General features: G+C 64.7%; 23 protein-coding genes. 17 read left to right on the forward strand and 6 right to left on the reverse strand.

All coding sequences use genetic code 11. The features are described from left to right. Positions 1–41: 41 nt before the first annotated feature. The 5 genes from E4S58_RS15025 to E4S58_RS15045 all read right to left on the reverse strand — a co-directional run bounded on the left by E4S58_RS15025 (position 42) and on the right by E4S58_RS15045 (position 4,277). Entirely contained in the window at positions 42–1,304 is a 1,263-nt protein-coding gene (locus tag E4S58_RS15025) for a TetR/AcrR family transcriptional regulator (protein ID WP_136637267.1), read from the reverse strand. A gap of 236 nt (positions 1,305–1,540) precedes the next feature. Beyond that, positions 1,541–2,230 (reverse strand): DUF1045 domain-containing protein, encoded by a 690-nt coding sequence (locus E4S58_RS15030; RefSeq protein ID WP_169052709.1) that lies wholly within the window; start codon positions 2,228–2,230, stop codon positions 1,541–1,543. An 80-nt stretch (positions 2,231–2,310) separates the two neighbouring features. Then, a complete protein-coding gene (locus E4S58_RS15035) occupies positions 2,311–3,372 on the reverse strand; it encodes a YeeE/YedE family protein (RefSeq protein ID WP_136637269.1) in 1,062 nt (353 codons plus the stop codon). 45 nt (positions 3,373–3,417) lie between these two features. After that, positions 3,418–3,756 (reverse strand): ArsR/SmtB family transcription factor, encoded by a 339-nt coding sequence (locus E4S58_RS15040; RefSeq protein ID WP_136637600.1) that lies wholly within the window; start codon positions 3,754–3,756, stop codon positions 3,418–3,420. Positions 3,757–3,863: 107 nt separating this feature from the next. After that, the gene (locus tag E4S58_RS15045) at positions 3,864–4,277 is read right to left on the reverse strand and encodes a thioredoxin family protein (protein ID WP_240789572.1); all 414 of its coding nucleotides are present in this window, start codon (positions 4,275–4,277) and stop codon (positions 3,864–3,866) included. 48 nt (positions 4,278–4,325) lie between these two features. Here E4S58_RS15045 and E4S58_RS15050 point away from each other — a divergent pair, with 48 nt between their 5' ends. From E4S58_RS15050 to E4S58_RS15125, 16 genes are all read left to right on the forward strand, one after another. Then, positions 4,326–5,063, forward strand: coding sequence for a cytochrome c biogenesis CcdA family protein (locus tag E4S58_RS15050; RefSeq protein WP_136637270.1), 738 nt, complete (start codon positions 4,326–4,328; stop codon positions 5,061–5,063). Between the two features lie 10 nt (positions 5,064–5,073). After that, entirely contained in the window at positions 5,074–5,640 is a 567-nt protein-coding gene (locus tag E4S58_RS15055) for a thioredoxin family protein (protein WP_136637271.1), read from the forward strand. A 151-nt stretch (positions 5,641–5,791) separates the two neighbouring features. After that, the gene (soxX, locus tag E4S58_RS15060; RefSeq protein WP_205965396.1) at positions 5,792–6,271 is read left to right on the forward strand and encodes a sulfur oxidation c-type cytochrome SoxX; all 480 of its coding nucleotides are present in this window, start codon (positions 5,792–5,794) and stop codon (positions 6,269–6,271) included. 24 nt (positions 6,272–6,295) lie between these two features. Beyond that, complete coding sequence (soxY, locus tag E4S58_RS15065) at positions 6,296–6,712, forward strand: thiosulfate oxidation carrier protein SoxY (RefSeq protein ID WP_136637272.1); 417 nt, start codon at positions 6,296–6,298, stop codon at positions 6,710–6,712. Between the two features lie 23 nt (positions 6,713–6,735). Then, a complete protein-coding gene (gene soxZ, locus E4S58_RS15070; protein ID WP_136637273.1) occupies positions 6,736–7,065 on the forward strand; it encodes a thiosulfate oxidation carrier complex protein SoxZ in 330 nt (109 codons plus the stop codon). 24 nt (positions 7,066–7,089) lie between these two features. After that, a complete protein-coding gene (gene soxA, locus E4S58_RS15075; RefSeq protein WP_136637274.1) occupies positions 7,090–7,950 on the forward strand; it encodes a sulfur oxidation c-type cytochrome SoxA in 861 nt (286 codons plus the stop codon). A gap of 87 nt (positions 7,951–8,037) precedes the next feature. Continuing rightward, complete coding sequence (gene soxB, locus E4S58_RS15080; protein WP_136637275.1) at positions 8,038–9,735, forward strand: thiosulfohydrolase SoxB; 1,698 nt, start codon at positions 8,038–8,040, stop codon at positions 9,733–9,735. Positions 9,736–9,835: 100 nt separating this feature from the next. Further along, positions 9,836–11,125, forward strand: a complete 1,290-nt coding sequence (gene soxC / locus E4S58_RS15085; RefSeq protein ID WP_136637276.1) for a sulfite dehydrogenase — start codon at positions 9,836–9,838, stop codon at positions 11,123–11,125. Between the two features lie 262 nt (positions 11,126–11,387). Beyond that, a complete protein-coding gene (locus tag E4S58_RS15090) occupies positions 11,388–12,413 on the forward strand; it encodes a c-type cytochrome (protein WP_136637603.1) in 1,026 nt (341 codons plus the stop codon). Between the two features lie 398 nt (positions 12,414–12,811). Then, complete coding sequence (locus E4S58_RS15095) at positions 12,812–13,465, forward strand: c-type cytochrome (protein ID WP_240789590.1); 654 nt, start codon at positions 12,812–12,814, stop codon at positions 13,463–13,465. Positions 13,466–13,513: 48 nt separating this feature from the next. After that, positions 13,514–14,782: an NAD(P)/FAD-dependent oxidoreductase gene (locus tag E4S58_RS15100; RefSeq protein ID WP_136637277.1), complete on the forward strand. Its 1,269-nt coding sequence runs from the start codon at positions 13,514–13,516 to the stop codon at positions 14,780–14,782. Positions 14,783–14,902: 120 nt separating this feature from the next. Next, positions 14,903–15,160 (forward strand): type II toxin-antitoxin system Phd/YefM family antitoxin, encoded by a 258-nt coding sequence (locus E4S58_RS15105; protein ID WP_240789591.1) that lies wholly within the window; start codon positions 14,903–14,905, stop codon positions 15,158–15,160. Then, positions 15,141–15,407: a Txe/YoeB family addiction module toxin gene (locus tag E4S58_RS15110; protein ID WP_136637279.1), complete on the forward strand. Its 267-nt coding sequence runs from the start codon at positions 15,141–15,143 to the stop codon at positions 15,405–15,407. The genes E4S58_RS15105 and E4S58_RS15110 overlap by 20 nt, the downstream gene beginning before the upstream one ends. A 173-nt stretch (positions 15,408–15,580) precedes the next feature. Next, the gene (locus tag E4S58_RS15115) at positions 15,581–16,210 is read left to right on the forward strand and encodes an ATP-dependent Clp protease proteolytic subunit (RefSeq protein ID WP_136637280.1); all 630 of its coding nucleotides are present in this window, start codon (positions 15,581–15,583) and stop codon (positions 16,208–16,210) included. A 185-nt stretch (positions 16,211–16,395) separates the two neighbouring features. After that, the gene (gene clpX, locus E4S58_RS15120; protein ID WP_136637281.1) at positions 16,396–17,664 is read left to right on the forward strand and encodes an ATP-dependent Clp protease ATP-binding subunit ClpX; all 1,269 of its coding nucleotides are present in this window, start codon (positions 16,396–16,398) and stop codon (positions 17,662–17,664) included. A 65-nt stretch (positions 17,665–17,729) separates the two neighbouring features. After that, positions 17,730–18,101, forward strand: a complete 372-nt coding sequence (locus E4S58_RS15125) for a RidA family protein (protein ID WP_136637282.1) — start codon at positions 17,730–17,732, stop codon at positions 18,099–18,101. Here E4S58_RS15125 and E4S58_RS15130 read toward each other — a convergent pair. Then, positions 18,086–19,840 carry an FkbM family methyltransferase gene (locus E4S58_RS15130; protein WP_136637283.1) on the reverse strand — a complete coding sequence of 585 codons (1,755 nt, stop codon included), beginning with the start codon at positions 19,838–19,840 and terminating at the stop codon, positions 18,086–18,088. The genes E4S58_RS15125 and E4S58_RS15130 overlap by 16 nt on opposite strands. 172 nt (positions 19,841–20,012) lie before the next feature. Between E4S58_RS15130 and E4S58_RS15135 the strand changes: the two genes are divergently transcribed. Then, entirely contained in the window at positions 20,013–20,396 is a 384-nt protein-coding gene (locus tag E4S58_RS15135; RefSeq protein ID WP_136637284.1) for an NADH:ubiquinone oxidoreductase subunit NDUFA12, read from the forward strand. Positions 20,397–20,398 lie beyond the last annotated feature (2 nt).

Consider the following 20,398-nt stretch of genomic DNA (forward strand, 5'->3'; position numbering starts at 1 on the left):
GCGTGGAATATTATTCCGCAGGTGAGCGCGAGAACTTTTACTTACGCTGTATGGCGGTGGTCCGAGAGCATGCCGAACGCCAGCACCTCGGAATAGAGACGCACCGCCGTGGCCCGGTCGGGGCGGTTGGCGGCCCAGAGGCGGAAGTCGAAGGCCGAGTTCAGCGAGGCGATCAGGCACTGCGAGGCGATCAGCGGGTCGATCGGGCGGATCGACCCTTCGGTGATGCCGTCGATCATCATCCCCGCAAACCGTTGCGAGATCCGGTCCGACCGCGCCAGGATCGGCTGGCGCAGGGGCTGCGGCAGCGCCGACAGGGCCGTGACCCGCAGCAGGGGAAAGCCTGCGTCGAACTGTACCTCGGTCAGCGCGGCGGTGGCGGCGGTCAGGCGGTCGTACCAGCTTCCCCCTTGGGCCATGGCGGCGCGCTGCGTCAGGCTTATCCGGGTGTAGGATCGGTCGAAGCAGTCCGTCACCAGCCCGTCCTTGCCGTCAAGGTGATGATAGAACGACCCTTTCGACAGGTTCAGCGCACCCGCGATCCGTTCGACCGAGGCGCCGCGATAGCCGCGTTCGTTCATCATGATCGTGGCGGCACGCAGGTAAGTCTCGCGGTTGATCTCCTTGTCGTCGGCATCACTGTTGGGCACCGCCAGGCGGGCCGGGGCCCAGGCGGCACCGGGCTGGGCGTAACCGGTGCGGTAAAGCTCCATCATCCGGGCGTGCACCCGGTCGTAGTCACGGATCGAATATTGCGACAGCCAGACCCGGCACCAGTGCAGCGTGTCCAGCAGAATATGCGTCCGCGCCCAGTTGCGGTCGCGCCCGGCGCCGGGGTCGAAGAAGCCGACCACCTTGCGGAAGACGGCCATGTAGCGGGCGTTCAGGTCGGTGTTGAGCGGTTCGTTCAACGATCGCAGGTCCGACAGGCGGGCCAGGGGGCGGCGATGGCCCAGCTTTTCCTGCGCGCTTTGATCCAGCACCTGGCGCAGCAGGTCATCGACCCGGGCCTCGGGCGTGGCCTGACGCGCGGCGATGTCGACGCTGTGCTCCATCTCGTCGATGGTGCGTTCCAGCGTTGCGGCGGCCAGCAGTTCCTTGCGCTTGAAGTAATAGGTGATCGAGGTGGTGTTCATCTTCACCGCCTCGGCCACGCTGACAAAGGTCAGGCCCCGCAGCCCGCGATCGTTGATGACCTGCGCCGAGGCATCCAGGATGCGGTCGCGGGTGGCGCGGAACCGGTCCGAGGGTTCGGTCGGGTCGTCCACCGAGGTGGCGGTCAGGGGCGCGGAGGGCGTGTCCATGTCTTGCAATATCAAGGGCGCGAGGGGCTGTCACGACGCGCTGCCGCAAGCGAGGATCACGGTGCGCGGGGGTGGAACGAAATTGCGGCGGCCGTGGGGGGCCGCCGCTGATGCTGAAAGAGAAAAGTGTTTGTCGATTCCTATAAGGGAATATTAACACATTTCGGCCAGAATTCGCCACATTTTTGACTTAATGGTCCACAAGTTCGGATAACTATGTTGCTTTCGCACGAAATTTAACCGGCGAGCGGCAGCCGATGCACAATCTCGAAGCGGCCGTCCGGGCGTTCTCCGGCCAGGCAGAGTGAGTCGATTGTCACGGGGCCGGTCAGCAGGGGCGCCAGGATGACGCCGAGTCGCGGCAGGATGTCCTCGGCCTCGGATCCGGGCAGCGGACCGGTCAGGGTCAGGTGAAAGCGGAACTCCTCCATCACGTAGGGATAGCCCCACTGGGTCAGCAGGGCGTCCTGCCGATCGGTGAGCCCGCGCTGGCGGCGCCGGGCAAGCTCGGCCTCGGGGGCGGGGGCGCGGAACGGGTCGAGATCGCGGACCATGGTGGCGGCCAGGTCCGACAGGGGCCGCGTGTCGCCGACCGGGGTCAGGGCCAGAAAGCGACCGATGCGGGTCAGGGCCAGGCCGTCCAGCGTCACGGGGCGCTGCGCGGCGCAGGCGGCGCGGGCGGCGGTGGTCAGGGCTTCGGCGTCCGTGCCTTCGGCCAGCCGGAAGGGCGGTTTGACCGTGCCGTGAAAGCCGTACTTGCGCGGGGTGCGGGTGATCTCGTCCACCGGGCGGGGCAGGTCGGGCAGGTCGGGATGGGCACGGGGCGCACCATCGGCGATGTCCCAGCCCAGCCAGGACGCCCCGAAGTCGGCCAGCGGGCCGGGGGCAAGGGCGTAGTAGATGGCATAGCGTGCATAGGTCATGATCCCGCGCCTATCCGATACGGATGTGACAGGCAAATGACACGGCGGGCGATTTGTGCCCGCATCCGGGGGCATTCCCGGGCTCAGGCGATGCGGCGGAAGCCTTCGATCAGCTGGCGCAGTCCAAGCGCGGCGCCGACGAAGATCGCGGCAAAGGTCAGCGGGGCCGAAAAGGCCAGGACAGAAAAGCCCGTCAGCCCCTGGCCGACCGTGCAGCCAAGCGCCACCACAGCCCCCACGCCCATCAGCGCCGCGCCCAGGATCTGGCGGCGCAGTTCGCGCGGGTCCTCGCAGGCTTCCCACCTGAAATGCCCCTTGAAGAGCGATCCGGCAAAGGCCCCGAGCGCCACGCCGAAGACCGATCCCACGGCGAACGAGGGCGCGCGGACCGATCCGGTCATGACATACAGAAGGCTTTCCCCGACCGGTGCGGCAAAGCTGTGCGACACGGTCTGAAGCCCGTCCCACCCGGAGGAGGCGACGTAATGGCTTCCGGCCCAGCCCGACAGGATCGCCATCGCCACGACGGCGGACCAGCACAGGGCCGGAAGGTCGCGCAGGAAGCTGCGCGATGCGACGGCGCCCGCCAGAAGCGCAAGGCCCAGGGCGATCCCGATGACCTCGACCCCCGCGCCGGTCTGCGCGGCGATCCAGTGGGCGATGCCGGGGGGCGTTTCGCCGGGGATCACATCGGATTGCGGGAAGGCGGCGTTGCGCAGCCAGGACAGCGGGCCCGACAGGGTGAACCAGGCCGACACGCCCATCACCAGCACGATGACAAAGGCCCGCATGTCGCCGCCGCCCAGCCGGGCAATGCAGCCGTAGCCGCAGTTGCCGGCCAGGGCCATGCCATAGCCGAAGGTCAGCCCGCCGGTTACGGCGGCCAGCGGCATCCAGCGCAGCGACAGGTAGTAGCTGTCCAGCGGATCGAACAGCCCGGCGGCCATCAGGGTAAAACTGCCGATCACCGACAGGGCGATCGCGGTCAGCCACATGCGCATCCGGCGGGACGAGCCGCCGTACAGCATGTCCTCGATCGCGCCAAGCGTGCAGAACCGTCCCAGCCGCGCGGCAAGGCCCAGAAGGATGCCGCCGACCAGCCCGACAAGGGTCATGGTCCAGGCGTCGCCCAGATACTCAAGCATCATTGTCCTCCCCTACGCCCGGTCCTCCTCCGGGCTGCCGGGATGTCAGGGCGTGTCGCCGCAGAACATCTCGTACACCAGATCCAGCATGCGCCGGGGGCGGTCGTCGGCGAGGCGATAGTAGATGGCCTTGCCGTCCCGACGCGGCACCACGAGCCCCTCGAGGCGCAGGCGCGACAGTTGCTGCGACACCGCCGCCTGGCGGGCCGACAGCAGCTCTTCAAGTTCGGTCACGGATTTTTCCCCGGTCACCAGATGACACAGGATCATCAGGCGGCCTTCGTGGCTGAGCGCCTTGAGGAAGTTGGAGGCCTCTGCCGCATTCTTGGCGATCCGGTCCATTTCGTCTTCGCTGATGTCGGGGCTGAGCACGGGAAGCGTCATGGCATGCATCGCGGCCTCGGGGCCGCCCTGTTGATCGGTATGTGGCAGATGGGGCATATCTTACAGAAACTCTTGGTCAGCCATCAAGAAAGGCGCGCGGCCTTGCGTCAGTTCACCGCGGACTGTGGCGGAAAAGCCGTCAGGAAGTCGGTGTTTTCGGCCAGCATCTTCTCAAGCAGGCCCCAGAAGAAGTCCTCTCCGGGGTAGCCTTCGATCCGGGCCACTTCGGTGCCCGCGTCATCGATGATGATGAAGGTCGGGGTGAACCGGGCGGGGCGGGCATAGGTGATGCCCTCGGGCGGGCCGTCGTGCAGATCGACGCGGCGCAGCGGGGCAAACTTGCCCGCATCGGTTTTCGGGTATATCGGGGCAATCGCGTCGTCCCAGGCGGCGCAATAGGCGCAGCCCGGCTGTTCGACCATGACAAGTTCGACCGCCCGCGCGGGCAGCGCGGCAAGCAGGGCAAGACCTATGGTTGCGCAAAGGCGGATCATCATCGGACCGAATTGACGTCGGGACATTTCAATACTTAATATGAATATGTGAATTTTTCAAGCCGGGGGGAGCACATGCTTGAAACGACCTACGCGGGCGCGCTGTTCGCCGGGCTGCTGAGTTTCTTCACGCCGTGCATCCTTCCCATGGTCCCGTTCTATCTGGCCTACATGGCCGGCGTGTCCATGAACGAATTGCGCGGCGAAGATGCAATCCCGCCGGGGGCGCAGAAACGGCTGATCGTCTCGGCGGTGTTCTTCGCGGCGGGCGTGACCACCATCTTCGTGCTGCTGGGGCTGGGGGCCACCGCGCTTGGGCAGGCCTTTGCCCAGTGGAAAGGTCCGCTCAGCTATGTGGCGGCGCTGGTGCTGTTCCTGTTCGGCCTGCATTTCCTGGGCGTCGTGAAGATCCCGCTTCTGTACCGCGAGGCGCGGCTTGAATCGAAAACCGAACCGACGACGGTCTTCGGGGCCTACCTCATGGGGCTGGCCTTCGGATTCGGCTGGACGCCCTGTGTCGGCCCGGCGCTGGCGGCGATCCTGATGGTTGCCAGCGGTATGGGGGATCTGTGGCGGGGCGCGCTGTTGTTGCTGGTCTACGGGATCGGCATGACCGCGCCCTTCATCGTCGCGGCGCTTTTTGCCCGCCCGTTCCTTGCGTGGATGCAGCGCAACCGCAAGTATCTGGGTCATGTCGAGAAGGTGATGGGCGTCATGCTGATCGTCTTCGCCCTGCTGATTGCCACCAATTCCGTGAACCGGATCGCCGATCTGATGATCCGCTGGTTCCCGGGCTTCACCAACCTCGGATAGGAGATCTGCCATGTACCGCCGGACCCTGCTTGCCGCCGCCCTTTCCCTGCTGAGCCTGCCCGCCCTTGGCGCCGAGCTGGGCGATGACGGGCTGCACAAGGCGCCCTGGATGCACGACACCTTCAAGGACCTGCGCGAGGATCTTGCGGAAGCCAATGCCGAGGGCAAGCGCCTGCTGGTGATGATCGAACAGCGCGGCTGCATCTACTGCACCAAGATGCACGAAGAGGTCTTCGTCCAGCCCGAGATCGAGTCGCTGCTGCAGGACAAGTACTTCGTCGTGCAGCTGAACATGTTCGGCGATGTCGAGGTGACGGACTTCGACGGGGAATCGCTGCCGGAAAAGGACGCGGTGGCCAAGTGGGGCGCGCTGTTCACGCCGACGATGATCTTCTTCCCCGAAGAGGTCGCCGAGGATACGCCCGCCAACCGCGCGGCCGTTGTCACCATGCCCGGCGCCTTCGGCAAGGGCACGACGCTGGACCTTCTGACATGGGTGTTGGAACATGGCTACGAGACCGACGAGCCGTTCCAGAAATACCATGCACGAAAAATCAACGAACGGGCCAAGCAATAGGCGCGCGACGGGGCTGCGCTGCGGCATTTCCTGCTGCGCTGCGGAATGTTATGCACAAATGCGCAAACGTGAATTTATCATTGCGTTGCCGCCGCCGGTCCACTACCGTATACGAGCCAATCGAACGGGATCGATAGCTAGGGGAGGAAACATGCGGAGCTTGAAAGTCACTTTGGCGGCTGTGCTACTGACGGCGGGTGCCGCCGTGGCCGAGGACGTCGCGCCGGAGAAGGTCGTCTTTGACGAATATGGCGCGGTCGAAACCTCGCTGACCGGCGTGCCGGGCGACCCGGAAGCCGGGCGCGAGGTCATGTCGAGCAAGAAGATCGGCAACTGCATCGCCTGCCATGCGGTGGCGCAGCTGTCCGACGTGCCGTTCCACGGCGAAGTCGGACCGGAGCTGAGCTGGACCGGCGAAAGCCGCACCGAAGCAGAACTGCGCGGTATCCTCGTGAATTCGAAGAAGACCTTCGAAGGCACGATCATGCCCGCCTATTACAAGACCTCCGGCTACATCCGGCCCGGCGAGGGGTTCACGTCGAAGCCCGCGCAGGAACCGCTGCCGCCGCTGCTGAGTGCCCAGCAGATCGAGGACACCATCGCGTTCCTGATGACGCTGAAAGATCAGTGATCAGGACAAGCTGAGGAGACACCCATGAGCATCACACGACGCGACACTCTGGCCCTGGGCCTGGGCGCAGCGGCGCTGACCGTCCTGCCGTTCCGCGTGAGCGCGGCGGCGGATGACGCCATCGCCGCCTTCACCGGCGGCGCCGACATGGCCGACAGCGGGGTCGAACTGACCGCGCCCGAAATCGCCGAAAACGGCAATACCGTTCCGATCTCGGTTTCGGCCGAAGGCGCGACATCGATCCTCGTTCTGGCGGCGGGCAACCCGACGCCGGGCGTGGCCGAATTCAAGTTCGGCGAACTGGCCGGATCGACCAGCGCGTCGACCCGGATGCGCCTTGCGGGCACGCAGGACGTCATCGCCATCGCCAAGCTGGCGGATGGATCCTTTGCCAAGGCGTCGAAGACCGTGAAGGTCACCATCGGCGGCTGCGGCGGCTAACCGGAAACAGAGGAGAGAGTATTATGGCTGAAGGTGTCAAACCGCGCGTCAAAGCGCCCAAATCCGCCTCTGCTGGCGAAGTCGTCACGATCAAGACGCTGATTTCGCACCCGATGGAATCGGGTCAGCGCAAGGACAGCGACGGGAACAAGATCCCCCGGTCGATCATCAACCGCTTCACCGCCGAATTCAACGGAACCTCCGTGATCGACGTCACGATGGAGCCCGCGATTTCGACCAACCCGTATTTCGAATTCGACGCCAAGGTTCCCGAGTCGGGCGAATTCAAGTTCACCTGGTACGACGACGACGGATCCGTCTACGAAGACAGCAAGCCGGTCACGGTCGGCTGAGCCAGCGATAAGGGAGGAACGACAATGCGTAACATCGCAACATCCCGTCTGGCTTTCGCGGTTGCGGGGGCCCTGACCCTCGCCGCCGGCGCTGCCATGGCGGACGAAGAGGCGGACCTGGTCATCAACGGCGAGACCGAGATGACCGTCCGGACGGACGCGCCTGCGCACCTGCAAGATGCGCTCGACACGATCTATTCCGGCTGGGTCTTCCGCAATGACGACACGCAGATGATGCAGGCGGATGACTTCGACAACCCCGGCATGATCTTCGTCGACCAGGCGATGGACGCCTGGGCGGCCGTTGACGGGTCCGAAGGCAAAAGCTGTGCGTCGTGCCACGAGGGCCCGGAAAGCATGGCGGGCGTCAGCGCGACCTATCCCAAGTGGGTTGAAACGGCGGGCGAGGTGCGCACCACCTGGCAGCAGATCAACGATTGCCGCGAAAACCGCATGGGCGCCAAGCCGTGGAAGATCACGGGCGGCGACATGGTCGCGATGCAGGCGCTTCTGGCGGTCCAGTCGCGTGGCATGCCGGTCAACGTGGCCATTGATGGCCCCGGCGCCGAGACCTGGGAAAAGGGTAAGGAAATCTACTACACCCGCTATGGCCAGCTTGAGCTGAGCTGCGCGAATTGCCACGAAGACAACTATGGCAACTACATCCGCGCAGACCACCTGAGCCAGGGTCAGATCAACGGTTTCCCGACCTACCGCCTGAAGAACGCCAAGTTGAACGCGGTCCAGGCCCGGTTCGAAGGCTGCATCCGCGACACCCGCGCCGAGCCCTTCAAGGCCGGCAGCCCGGAATTCGTGGCGCTTGAGATGTATGTCGCCTCGCGCGGCAATGGCCTGTCGGTCGAAGGGCCGTCGGTCCGCAACTGATCCAAGGACCCCGCGTCGTTTTCACCGCGCGGGGTTTTCGATGCTCAATCAATTCACACATGTGAATATATAGAAAGAATACGCCGCATGATCTCCCGCCGCGATTTCCTTCAGGTTTCCATGGCCGCCTCCGCGCTCTACGGGGTTTCCGGTTTCGGCAATTGGGCGCGGCTGGCCGCGCAGCAGGCGCTGACGCAGGACCAGTTGCTTGAGTTCGAGACCTTCGGCAACGTGTCGCTGATCCATGTGACCGACATCCACGCCCAGCTGAAACCGATCTATTTCCGCGAGCCGTCGATCAACCTTGGTGTCGGCGGCAACAAGGGCGAGGTGCCGCATCTGACCGGCGCGGAATTCCGGCTGCGCTATGGCATCGCGGACGGATCGCCGTCGCATTACGCGCTGTCTTCGGGCGATTTCGCATCTCTGGCAAAGGCTTACGGTCGGGTCGGCGGGCTGGACCGCGTGGCCACCGTGATCAATTCGATCCGGGCGGACCGGCCCGATGCACTGCTGCTGGATGGCGGGGATACCTGGCACGGCTCCTACACCTGCTATCACACCGAAGGCCAGGACATGGTCAACGTGATGAACGCGCTCAAGCCTGACGCGATGACCTTCCACTGGGAATTCACGCTTGGGTCCGAGCGCGTGCAGGACCTGGTCGAGGGGCTGCCCTTTGCCGCGCTTGGCCAGAACATCTTTGACGCCGAGTGGGACGAGCCGTCGGAGCTGTTCAAGCCCTACGAATGGTTCGAACGGGGCGGGGCGAAGATCGCCGTGATCGGCCAGGCCTTCCCCTACATGCCGATCGCAAACCCGGGCTGGATGTTCCCGGAATTTTCCTTCGGCATCCGCGATGAACACATGCAGGCCATGGTCGACGAGGTCCGGGCCGAGGGCGCCGATCTGGTGGTCGTGCTGTCGCACAACGGCTTCGACGTCGACAAGGCGATGGCGGGCAAGGTGACGGGCATCGACGTGATCCTGTCGGGCCATACGCATGATGCGCTGCCCGAACCGGTGCAGGTCGGGCAGACCTTCATCATCGCCTCCGGCTCGAACGGCAAGTTCGTGTCGCGCGTCGATCTGGACGTGCGCGACGGCAAGATGATGGGACTGCGGCACAAGCTGATCCCGATCTTTTCCGACGTGATCGCCCCGGATGCAGAAATCGCCCAACTGATCGACGCACAGCGCGCCCCCTATGAGGCGCAGCTGGCCGAGGTCATCGGCAAGACCGACAGCACGCTGTTCCGGCGCGGCAACTTCAACGGCACCTGGGACGACCTGATCTGCGACGCGCTTCTGTCGGAACGGGACGCCGAGATCGCGATGTCCCCCGGGGTGCGGTGGGGCCCGTCGCTGGTGCCCGGCGACGACATCACCCGCGAAGACATCTTCAACGTCACCTCGATGTCCTATCCGAACGCCTATCGCACCGAAATGACAGGTGAATTCATCAAGGTGATCCTTGAAGACGTGGCCGACAACATCTTCAACCCCGACCCCTATTACCAGCAGGGCGGCGACATGGTGCGCACCGGGGGGCTGGGCTATTCCATCGATATCTCGAAGCCGCAGGGCAGCCGGATTTCCGACATGACGATGCTGGCCACGGGCGAAGCGGTCGATCCCGCCAAGACCTACGTCGTCGCGGGCTGGGCCAGCGTCAACGAAGGCACCGAAGGCCCGCCGATCTGGGACGTGGTCGAGGCGCACATTCGCAAGATGGGCACCGTCACCGTGGGTGACAACACCAGCGTGAAAGTCACGGGGATGTAAGCCCCCGGGCCGCGCGTCCTGCGGTGCGCGGCCTGACGTCTAAAAAATTTGTCTCATGAATTCACACAGATGAATTCAATGATCTGAGGAGGAGAAGCTGATGAGCGATGGCTTCGAAGGAAACACCACCTCTCGGCGCGGGTTCCTGAAAGGGGTCGCCGGCGGGGCAGGGGCTGCGGCCTTGGGCGCAGGTGCCGCGCGGGCCGAGGGCCCGGATCCGCTGATTATGGAGGTGCAGGAGTGGGCCAGCGGGCTGGGCGACGGCGTTGACGAGACGCCATATGGCCTGCCGATCAGGTTCGAATCCGACGTGGTGCGGCGCAATGTGCCTTGGCTGACGGCCGATCCGATCTCCTCGATCAACTTCACGCCGATCCATGCGCTGGACGGGACGATCACGCCGCAGGGCTGCGCGTTCGAACGGCACCATTCCGGTGCGATCGAACTGGCCAAGGCCGATTACCGTCTGATGATCAACGGGTTGGTCGACCGGCCTCTGGTCTTCACCTACGCCGATCTGGAACGGTTCCCGCGCGAAAACCACGTCTATTTCTGCGAATGCGCCGCCAATACCGGCATGGAATGGGCAGGCGCGCAGCTGAACGGGGCGCAGTTCACCCACGGCATGATCCACAACATGGAATATTCCGGCATCCCCCTGCGCACCCTGCTGGAAGAAGCCGGGCTGGACGCGGCGGGCGATCTGGCGGGCAAGTGGGTCTATGTCGAGGGCGCGGATGCGTCGTCGAACGGCCGGTCGATCCCGATGGAAAAGGCGCTGGACGACGTGCTGGTGGCCTTCAAGGCCAATGGCGAGGCGCTGCGAAAGGAACACGGCTATCCCGTGCGGCTGGTCGTGCCCGGCTGGGAAGGCAACATGTGGATCAAGTGGCTGCGCCGGATCGAGGTGATGGACCAGCCGGTCGAAAGCCGCGAGGAGACCTCGAAATACACCGACACGCTGGCCGACGGCACCTCGCGCAAGTGGACCTGGGTGATGGATGCGAAATCCGTCGTCACCAGCCCTAGCCCGCAGTCCCCGATCACCCATGGCAAGGGCCCGCTGGTCATCACCGGCCTCGCCTGGTCCGGTCGTGGCCGGATCACCCGCGTCGACGTGTCGAAGGACGGCGGCAAGACCTGGGAAACCGCGCGGCTGGGCCGGACGCAGGGCGACACCAAGGCGCTGACGCGGTTCTACCTTGATACCGAATGGAACGGCGAAGAGTGGCTGCTGCAATCGCGCGCCATGGACGAGACCGGCTATGTCCAGCCGACCAAGCACATGCTGCGCGACGTGCGCGGCGAGAATTCGATCTACCACAACAACTGCATCCAGACGTGGTGGATCAAGGACACCGGAGAGGCGGAAAATGTCGAAGTTTCTTAACATCTTTGCCCCGTCTCTGGGCGGGGCGGCGCTGGTGGCCGGGCTGGCCTACGGCGTGTCGACCCGCGATTACCGCGCAGCCGAGGCTGATCTGGCCATGGCACAATCCGATCGTGCCCTGGCGCAGGTCGAGGCCGCCACGGCGCGCATCGCGGAACTGGAGGCTGCCGCCACGGCGGCGACCGACGCACAGGGCGCGGCCGAGGCCGAACTGGCCAGCCTGCGTGACCAGATGGCCGCCCGCGACAGCGCGCCGCGCGCCATGTCCGTATCGACGCAGGGCGCCTCGGCCCCGGGCCCCTTCGGTCTGGGCCGCGACGCCCTGCCCGAGGAAGTCGCCGCCTGGAACATCGACGTGCTGCCCGACGGCACCGGCCTGCCGGTCGGCTCGGGCGATGTCTGGACGGGGGACGAGGTCTTTGCCGAACACTGCGCGTCCTGCCACGGCGATTTCGCCGAAGGCCGGGGCAACTGGCCCAAGCTGGCCGGGGGGCAGGGCACGCTGGATCACAAGGATCCGCTCAAGACCGTGGGATCCTACTGGCCCTACCTGTCGACGACCTTCGACTATGTCCGCCGGTCCATGCCCTTCGGCAATGCGCAGTCGCTGTCGGATGACGATGTCTATGCCATCGTGGCCTACATCCTTTATTCCAACGACCTTGTGGACGACGACTTTGTCCTGTCGAACGAGACCTTTCTGGATGTCGAGATGCCCAATGCCGAGGGTTTCATCATCGACGACCGCGACACAGCCGAGGCGCATTTCTGGACCGAACCCTGCATGGAGAACTGCAAGGACGCGGTCGAGATCACGATGCGCGCCGCCGTGCTGGACGTGACGCCGGAAGAAGAGGGCGCGGAAGAGGCCACGATGGACAGCGGAACCGAGGCCGCGACCGAAGCGCCCGCCGAAGAAGCCTCCGCCTCGGAGCCTGCCCCGGCGGGGGATGCGGCACCGGCTATCGACATGGCGCTGGCCTCGGAAGGCGAGGATGTCTTCAAGAAGTGCAAATCCTGCCACCAGGTCGGGGACGGTGCCAAGAACCGTACCGGTCCGGTGCTGAACGGTGTGGTCGGCGCGGTGATCGGGCATGTCGACGGGTTCAAGTATTCGAACGACATGGCGGCGCTTGGCGAAGAGGGGAAGGTCTGGACGGAAGAGGAGCTGTCCAAATTCCTTGAAAAGCCCAAGGGTTACCTGAGCAAGACCAAGATGAGCTTTGCCGGACTTCGCAAGGAAGATGATCGGAAAGCCGTGATAGAATACCTCAAGACCTTCAACTGACGGTCTGACCGGGGGTCCCGTACCGGGGCCCTCGGAAGCGTCGGATCAGGGCGTTGCGCGAACAGGGAGGAGTGAATGCGACACACTGGATTTGCCGCATTCGGAACGGGGTTCACGACATGAGCACCGGGTCAGGCATCATGCTGGCCTTGGGCGGCGCGGCCTTGGTGGTTGGTGTGGCTTACGGTGTAAACACGCGCAGCTATCGTGACGCCGAACTGCAGGTCATGACCGATCGGCTGGCCCGGGTCGAGGCCACCAACGCGGCCCTGCGTGCGGAGGCTGCGCAGACAGATGCGCTGACGGCGCGTGTTGCAGAGCTTGAGGCGGCGCTGACAGATGCGCAACGTCAGCCCGAGGTCAGTGCGGCCGCCGTCGAGGCCCCGCCGACACCACAGATCGACGCGGCGCAGCCCGGCCTGGGCAACGCGCAGGCCGGGGCGGATGTGTTTCGCAAATGCCAGTCCTGCCATTCCGTGGGCGCCGGGGCCGAGGATCGGGTTGGCCCGCACCTGAACGGAATCTTCGGGCGCAGGGCGGGGGCACACGCGGGGTTCCGCTATTCCGAGGACATGGCGATGATGGGGGCGGACGGGCTGACCTGGACGCTTGATACGCTTGACGCCTACCTGGAAAACCCCAAGGCGCTGGTGTCGCGGACGCGGATGAATTTCGCGGGCCTCAAGGCGGCGCAGGACAGGGCCGACGTGCTGGCCTTCCTGCGGCAGTATTCCGACCGGCCGCAGAACATTCCAGAAGCCGCGCCGACCGCCATGGCGCCCGAGGTCACGCTGTCCGACGACATCCTCGCCATCGTGGGGGATCCCGAATACGGCGCCTACCTCGCCTCGGAATGCGAAACCTGCCACCAGCGCAGTGGCGCGGACGACGGGATCCCGGCAATCACCGGCTGGCCCGAGGCGGATTTCGTCGTCGCGATGCATGCCTACAAGCAGAAGATCCGCCCGCATCCGGTCATGCAGATGATGGCCGGGCGGTTGTCGGACGAAGAAATCGCGGCCTTGGCCGCGTATTTCCGGGGCCTCGACTAGGGCACCGGGTCAGGGCCCGTCGTGGCCCGCATTCAGGGAGGAAACCCAATGACTTTGAATAGAAGGACATTTCTGGGCACCGGCGCGGCCGCGACCGTGGCCCTTTCCGCGCCCCGCGCGATCGGGGCCAGCCACGGACGGCCGCGTGTCGTCGTGGTGGGCGGTGGTGCAGGGGGCGCGACCGCCGCGCGCTATATCGCCAAGGACAGCCAGGGCGAGATCGACGTGACGCTGATCGAACCTTCGCGCAGCTATTACACCTGCTTCTTCTCGAACCTCTACATCGGCGGCTTCCGCGACCTGTCGTCGATCGCGCACAGCTACGGCACGCTGGCGTCCGAGTATGGCATCAACGTGGTGCACGATTGGGCCGTGGGCGTGGACCGCGACGCCAAGACGGTGGCGCTGGCAGGCGGCGGATCTGTGCCCTACGACCGGCTGATCCTGTCGCCGGGGATCGATTTCGTCGACGGTGCGGTTCCGGGCTGGGACGTGACCACTCAGAACAGGATGCCCCATGCCTACAAGGCCGGGTCGCAGTCCGAACTGCTCAAGGCGCAGATCGAAGCGATGCCCGAGGGCGGCGTCTTTGCCATGGTCGCCCCGCCCAACCCCTATCGCTGCCCGCCGGGACCGTATGAGCGGGTGTCGATGGTGGCGCATGTGCTGAAGGAAAAGAACCCGACCGCCAAGATCCTGATCGTCGACCCGAAAGAGAAGTTCTCGAAACAGGGTCTGTTCGAGGAAGGCTGGGCCAAGCACTACTCCGGCATGATCGACCGCATCGGGCCGGATTTCGGCGGCGACAAGGTGTCGGTCGATGCGGATGCGATGACGGTCACGATCGACGGCGCGGTCGAAAAGGTCGATGTCTGCAACGTCATTCCGGCGATGAAGGCCGGGTTGATCTGCGAACGCGCCGGGCTGACCGAAGGTAACTGGGCGCCCGTGATCCCCGCCACGATGCAAAGCCGACTGGACGAAAACATCCACATCCTCGGCGATGCCTCGGCGCAGGGCGACATGCCGAAGTCGGGCTTTTCCGCCAATTCGCAGGCCAAGGTGGCGGCGATGGCGGTGCGCGGCGCGCTCACCGGGTCCAGGATCTTCCCGGCCAAGTTCTCGAACACCTGCTGGTCGCTGATCGGCACTGACGACGGCGTGAAGGTCGGCGCGGCCTATGAGGCGACGGACGAAAAAATCGCCTCGGTGTCCAGCTTCGTCAGCCAGACCGGAGAGGACGCGGCCCTGCGCAAGGCGACCTACGAGGAGTCGATCGGCTGGTACGCCGGGATCACGGCGGACATGTTCGGGTGACGTGACGGTCGGGCGCCCCTATCGTCGGGTGGGGGCGCTGGCTTGACTTGTACGCGATCGCGTACCACATTGGCCTGGTGGCCATGGGGTCACGTCAGCGAGGGCCCCGCCTTGAACATCGTGACCTATTCCGACGCGCGCAAACACCTGAAAGACGTCATGGACCACGCGATCCATGACAAGACCGAGACGGTGATCACCCGCCCGGGCCGGGAGGCCGTGGTCGTGGTCGGCAAGGAGGAATGGGACGCGATCCAGGAAACCCTGTACCTGCTCAGCTCGCCTGCCAACGCCAAGCGGCTGCACGCCGCCGTGGCCGAGCTTGACAACGGCAAGGGGACAGAGCGGGTGCTGGACGATGAGGCTGATCTTTTCTGACCACGCCTGGCAGGATTACCATCACTGGCGGACAACGGATGCAAAGGTGTTCGATCGGCTGAATGCCCTGATCCGCGAAGCGATGCGCACGCCGTTCACCGGCACGGGCACGCCTGAACCTCTGAAGGGCGATCTGAGCGGCTGGTGGTCGCGACGCATTACCAAGGCCGACCGGCTGGTCTATCGCATCTCGGGGCCGCGCGACGCGCAGGCGATCGAGATTGCGCAATGCCGTTATCACTATTGACCGACCGGAGCGGCGGGCTATCGGCACGGTATCGGCCGCCCTGTTTCCGCCTCGTCATTTACCACCGGGTTACACTTTAACCCGCTGGCCCTTGCAGCCCGGGGAACGCGTAACTAAGACTCTGTTAGCCCCTGACAGGGTATGACTGACGGGTAGGACGAGCAGGGATGGACATGAGCGACCTTTACGAAAATTACATGAATATGCTGGTGCCGATGGTGGTCGAACAGACCAGCCGTGGCGAACGGGCTTATGACATCTTCTCGCGCCTGCTGAAGGAACGGATCATCTTCGTTTCCGGCCCGGTGCATGACGGCATGTCTTCGCTGATCGTGGCGCAGCTTCTGCACCTCGAGGCCGAGAACCCGACCAAGGATATCTCGATGTACATCAACAGCCCCGGTGGCGTGGTGACCTCGGGTCTGTCGATCTACGACACGATGCAGTACATCCGGCCCAAGGTCGGGACGCTGGTGATCGGGCAGGCGGCCTCCATGGGCTCGCTGCTGCTGGCGGGCGGCGAAGCGGGGATGCGCTATGCGCTGCCCAATGCCGAGGTCATGGTGCACCAGCCCTCGGGCGGCTATCGGGGCCAGGCGACGGACATCATGATCCACGCCAAGCACACCGAACGCCTGAAGGAACGGCTGAACAACATCTACGTCAAGCACACCGGCCAGGATTATGAAACGGTCGTCGACGCGCTTGAGCGGGACAACTTCATGACCGCCGAGGAAGCCAAGGACTGGGGCCTGATCGACGAGATCTTTGCCGCACGTCCGAAAGAAGACGACGACAAGTAACGAGGGTTGCGGCAAAAAGTGACCGCGCGGCGACCTGTCGCGGCCCGGTCACGATCCCGTCGTGACAGATTTTTGACATTGTGGACAGCCGGGGCCTACCCTAGGCTGATCACAAGGCCCGGCCCGCGTCCGCCCCTGGTGGACACCCGGGAAAGGATGATCCCCTTTGGGGGGAAAGGTGCGAGATGGCGAACAACTCTGGCGGTGACAGCAAGAACACCCTCTACTGCTCTTTCTGCGGAAAGAGCCAGCATGAGGTGCGCAAGCTGATCGCGGGACCGACCGTGTTCATCTGCGATGAATGCGTCGAGCTTTGCATGGACATCATCCGGGAAGAGACGAAGTCGACCGGGCTGAAAAGCTCGGAAGGGGTACCCTCTCCGCAAGAGATCTGCGACGTTCTGGACGACTACGTGATCGGCCAGAAGATCGCCAAGCGCGTGCTGTCGGTGGCGGTGCACAACCACTACAAGCGCCTGAACCATTCGGCCAAGGCCGGCAACGACATCGAACTGGCGAAATCCAACATCCTGCTGATCGGCCCGACGGGCTGTGGCAAGACGCTGCTGGCGCAGACGCTGGCGCGGATCCTCGACGTGCCCTTCACCATGGCCGATGCGACCACGCTGACCGAAGCCGGTTACGTGGGCGAAGACGTGGAAAACATCATCCTCAAGCTGCTGCAGGCGTCGGAATACAACGTCGAGAAAGCGCAGCGCGGCATCGTCTACATCGACGAAGTCGACAAGATCACCCGCAAGTCGGAAAACCCCTCGATCACCCGCGACGTGTCGGGCGAGGGCGTGCAGCAGGCGCTGCTGAAGCTGATGGAAGGCACCGTGGCGTCGGTGCCGCCGCAGGGTGGCCGCAAGCATCCGCAGCAGGAATTCCTGCAGGTGGACACGACCAACATCCTGTTCATCTGCGGCGGCGCCTTTGCCGGGCTCGACAAGATCATCGCGATGCGCGGCAAGGGCTCGGCCATGGGCTTTGGCGCCGACGTGCGGGACAATGACGATCGCGGCGTGGGCGAGCTGTTCAAGGAACTCGAACCCGAGGATCTGCTCAAGTTCGGCCTGATCCCGGAATTCGTCGGCCGTCTGCCGGTCCTGGCAACGCTGGAAGACCTGGACGAGGACGCGCTGGTCACTATCCTGACCGAACCGAAGAACGCCCTGGTCAAGCAGTACCAGCGCCTGTTCGAACTGGAAGAGGCCAAGCTGAGCTTCACCGACGACGCGCTGACCGCCATCGCCAAGCGCGCCATCGAACGCAAGACCGGGGCCCGCGGCCTGCGGTCGATCCTGGAAGACATCCTTCTGGACACCATGTTCGACCTGCCCAGCATGTCGGACGTGACCGAGGTCGTCGTGAACGAAGAGGCCGTGTCCTCGGACGCGAAGCCTCTGATGATCTATGCCGAAGCGCAGAAGGAAGGCGCGACGGCGGGCTGACCCGCCTTGGCATGAACTGACTGACATGGGCGGGGTTTTTCCCGCCCATTTTCGTGGAGAGACCAATGACAATTCAACGCATTCACTCGGGCGGCGAGTTCGAGAAGAAGATCGGCTACTGCCGCGCCGTCGTGGCCGGGGGCTTCGTGCATGTCGCGGGCACCGTTGGCCAGGGCGACACGGTCGAGGACCAGTGCCGCGCTGCCTTGGGCACCATTGCGGATGCGCTGGAAAAGGCGGGTGCGTCGCTCGCCGATACGGTGCGGGTCGTTTATTACCTGCCCGACCGCAAGGACTTCGAAGCCTGCTGGCCGATCCTGGCGGACGCCTTCGAAGACAACCCGCCGGCCGCGACGATGATCGAATGCCGGTTGATCGACGACAAGTACAAGATCGAGATCGAGGTGACCGCGCTGGCGCCTCAGGCAAGCTCGTAATTCGATCCCAGCAGCGCCTGCAGTTCAGACTGCGGGGGCTGCTGCCAGTCTGGGCCGTCGCGACGGATCAATCCGGCGCGGCGCAGGTCGGACTGGATCGCCGCGAAGTCCGGTTCGCTTATGTGCAACCGCTTGCGCGGCGTGTCCGTCCGTTTCCACGTCTGGCGCAGGTGGTCGATCCACAGCGGCGCGACCCCGGTGAAGCTTTCGATATGGGTCGAGATATGCTGCGTGGCCGCCGATTGCCGCCGCAGAAGCATGGCGATCTTCGCATCGGGACGCCCGGCAAAGGCATAGAGGTGCAGCGATGACCCCTCGGCGGCGATCACATGGGTCGCGGCGCGGTAGCGGGCGATCTGAACCTCAAGGCTGTGATCCTGCGGGTGAAAGACCTCGTATCCCTCGGCCTCAAGGTAGGCGTCCAGGTAGGGTTCGCCCAGCAGCGCACCACGCTGCGGGCCAAGCCGCGAGCGGCTGATATAGATCTTCTCGGGGCCATGGGGCCGCACATCGACGGCAAAGCGGTTCTTCACCGCCGCGCGGAATTCCACCGTGCCGCGGCTGATGTCGCCCAGGCCGAACCCCTGACCGGGCACGATCAGCCGTTCGGGCGCCAGCGGTTCACGCGCTTCGACAAGCGGCAGGTCGGTGCCCATAAGGCGGAAGAAGTCCTTCTGGAATCCCGGCGGCGGGTCCGTGTTGTCGGGGCTTTTGGGCACGAACAGGATCCCGGCCAGGTCCGATTGATCCAGCTGGTCCAGCGCCCAGAGACGTGTGATGCTTTCGGTCACGAAATGCGGGAAATACCGCCACATCACACCGCCCCACAGCCATGTGCCGGGCAGGGGTTTCGCTTCGGCGGGTTCTGCGGGGGCCTCGGTCAGCAGCCGGTGCCCGCGCCAGAGCGCGGCCTGGGGCACGGGCTGGCCAAGCGCGGTCAGAACGCCGGTGGTCTGGACATGCTTGCGTTCGGCGGGGGGCACCACGATCGCGCCATCGATGGTCACGATCCGGCGCGACCAGCCCGCATCGGGGTCGGGGGCGGCAAAGGCGGTGTCACTGCGCAGGCAGGTCCAGACAAAGCGGGTGGACTTCGACTTGACCGGCGTGAACCCCGCCCGGCGCAGCACGCGCTTGCAGGCCTTCATGCCGTCGACGCCATAGACGCCCGGGTGAAATTCGATCACCACCGCGCGGATCCCGTCGAGGTTGGCATTTTCCAGGAAGTCCATCTCTCCGCCCTCGATGTCCATGATCAGCACGGTCGGGCGGAACTTGGTCCGGATCGCCTCGTAACCGACGGTCGGGATGGTGACGGGGGTGGTCCTGCGGTCCTCGCGGTCGATCAGCGATGAGCCGAGAAAGCTGTTGTGGACATGAAAGGTCAGCGTGTCGGGCCGGTCGGGCGCGGCGATCAGCAGCTGGTTGCGCACCTCGATCCGGTCCTCGATGCCGTTCAGCGCATACAGCGCGCGGATGTGCGGGATCAGGTTGGGGTTGGCCTCGAACGACAGGATGGCCTGCGGCTTCGCGTTCATCGCCGTGACACCGCCAACCACGCCCAGACCCGCGCCCATTTCCAGCACGCGGTCCTTTTCCGTGACCACCGCCAGCGCGCCCGCGATTTCCTCGCCCTCATACCGCGCCTCTTCGATCCGCGCGATCCGCGTGTCGGTCAGGAAGGGCGAGGGGGGGATTTTCACGCCTTTGCAGATCGCGGCGTAGGGGGCATCGGTCATGGGGGTCGGGGGCCTGCTGCGGTCACTTGGCGGGACCTTGCCACAGGATGTCTTGGAAAACAGCGGTTTTTCGGTAAATCCGGCGTCATGCCGGGGGGATGCGGCGCCGGGGCCACTGGACGAAGCGGCCCGCATTCGCCATAGAAGGGGGGACCGAATGACGGAGGCTTCCATGGGCATTCTCAACACCCTCTTCCGCGCGACCACCTGGTGGCAGGGCGCGACCCTGAACACGCTGCTGTACACGCGGCGCAAGGGCACCAAGGTGGGCGAGGATGAATATGGCAACGTCTTCTATTCGGCCAATGATGGCAAGAAGCGTTGGGTCATCTACAACGGCGAGGTCGAGGCAAGCCGGATCGGCCCGGACTGGCACGGCTGGCTGCACCACACCTTCAAGGAAATCCCGACCGAACGGCCGCTGGTTCACAAGGACTGGGAAAAGCCGCACCTGCCGAACCTGACCGGCACGCCCGAAGCCTATGCCCCCGCCGGATCCCTGCGCCGCCCCGAACCGGTGGTGCGCAAGGATTACGAGGCCTGGAGCCCCGAATAAGC

This window comes from Pseudooceanicola onchidii, from assembly GCF_004959925.1.
In the GTDB taxonomy this organism is placed as follows: Bacteria; Pseudomonadota; Alphaproteobacteria; order Rhodobacterales; family Rhodobacteraceae; genus Pseudooceanicola; species Pseudooceanicola onchidii.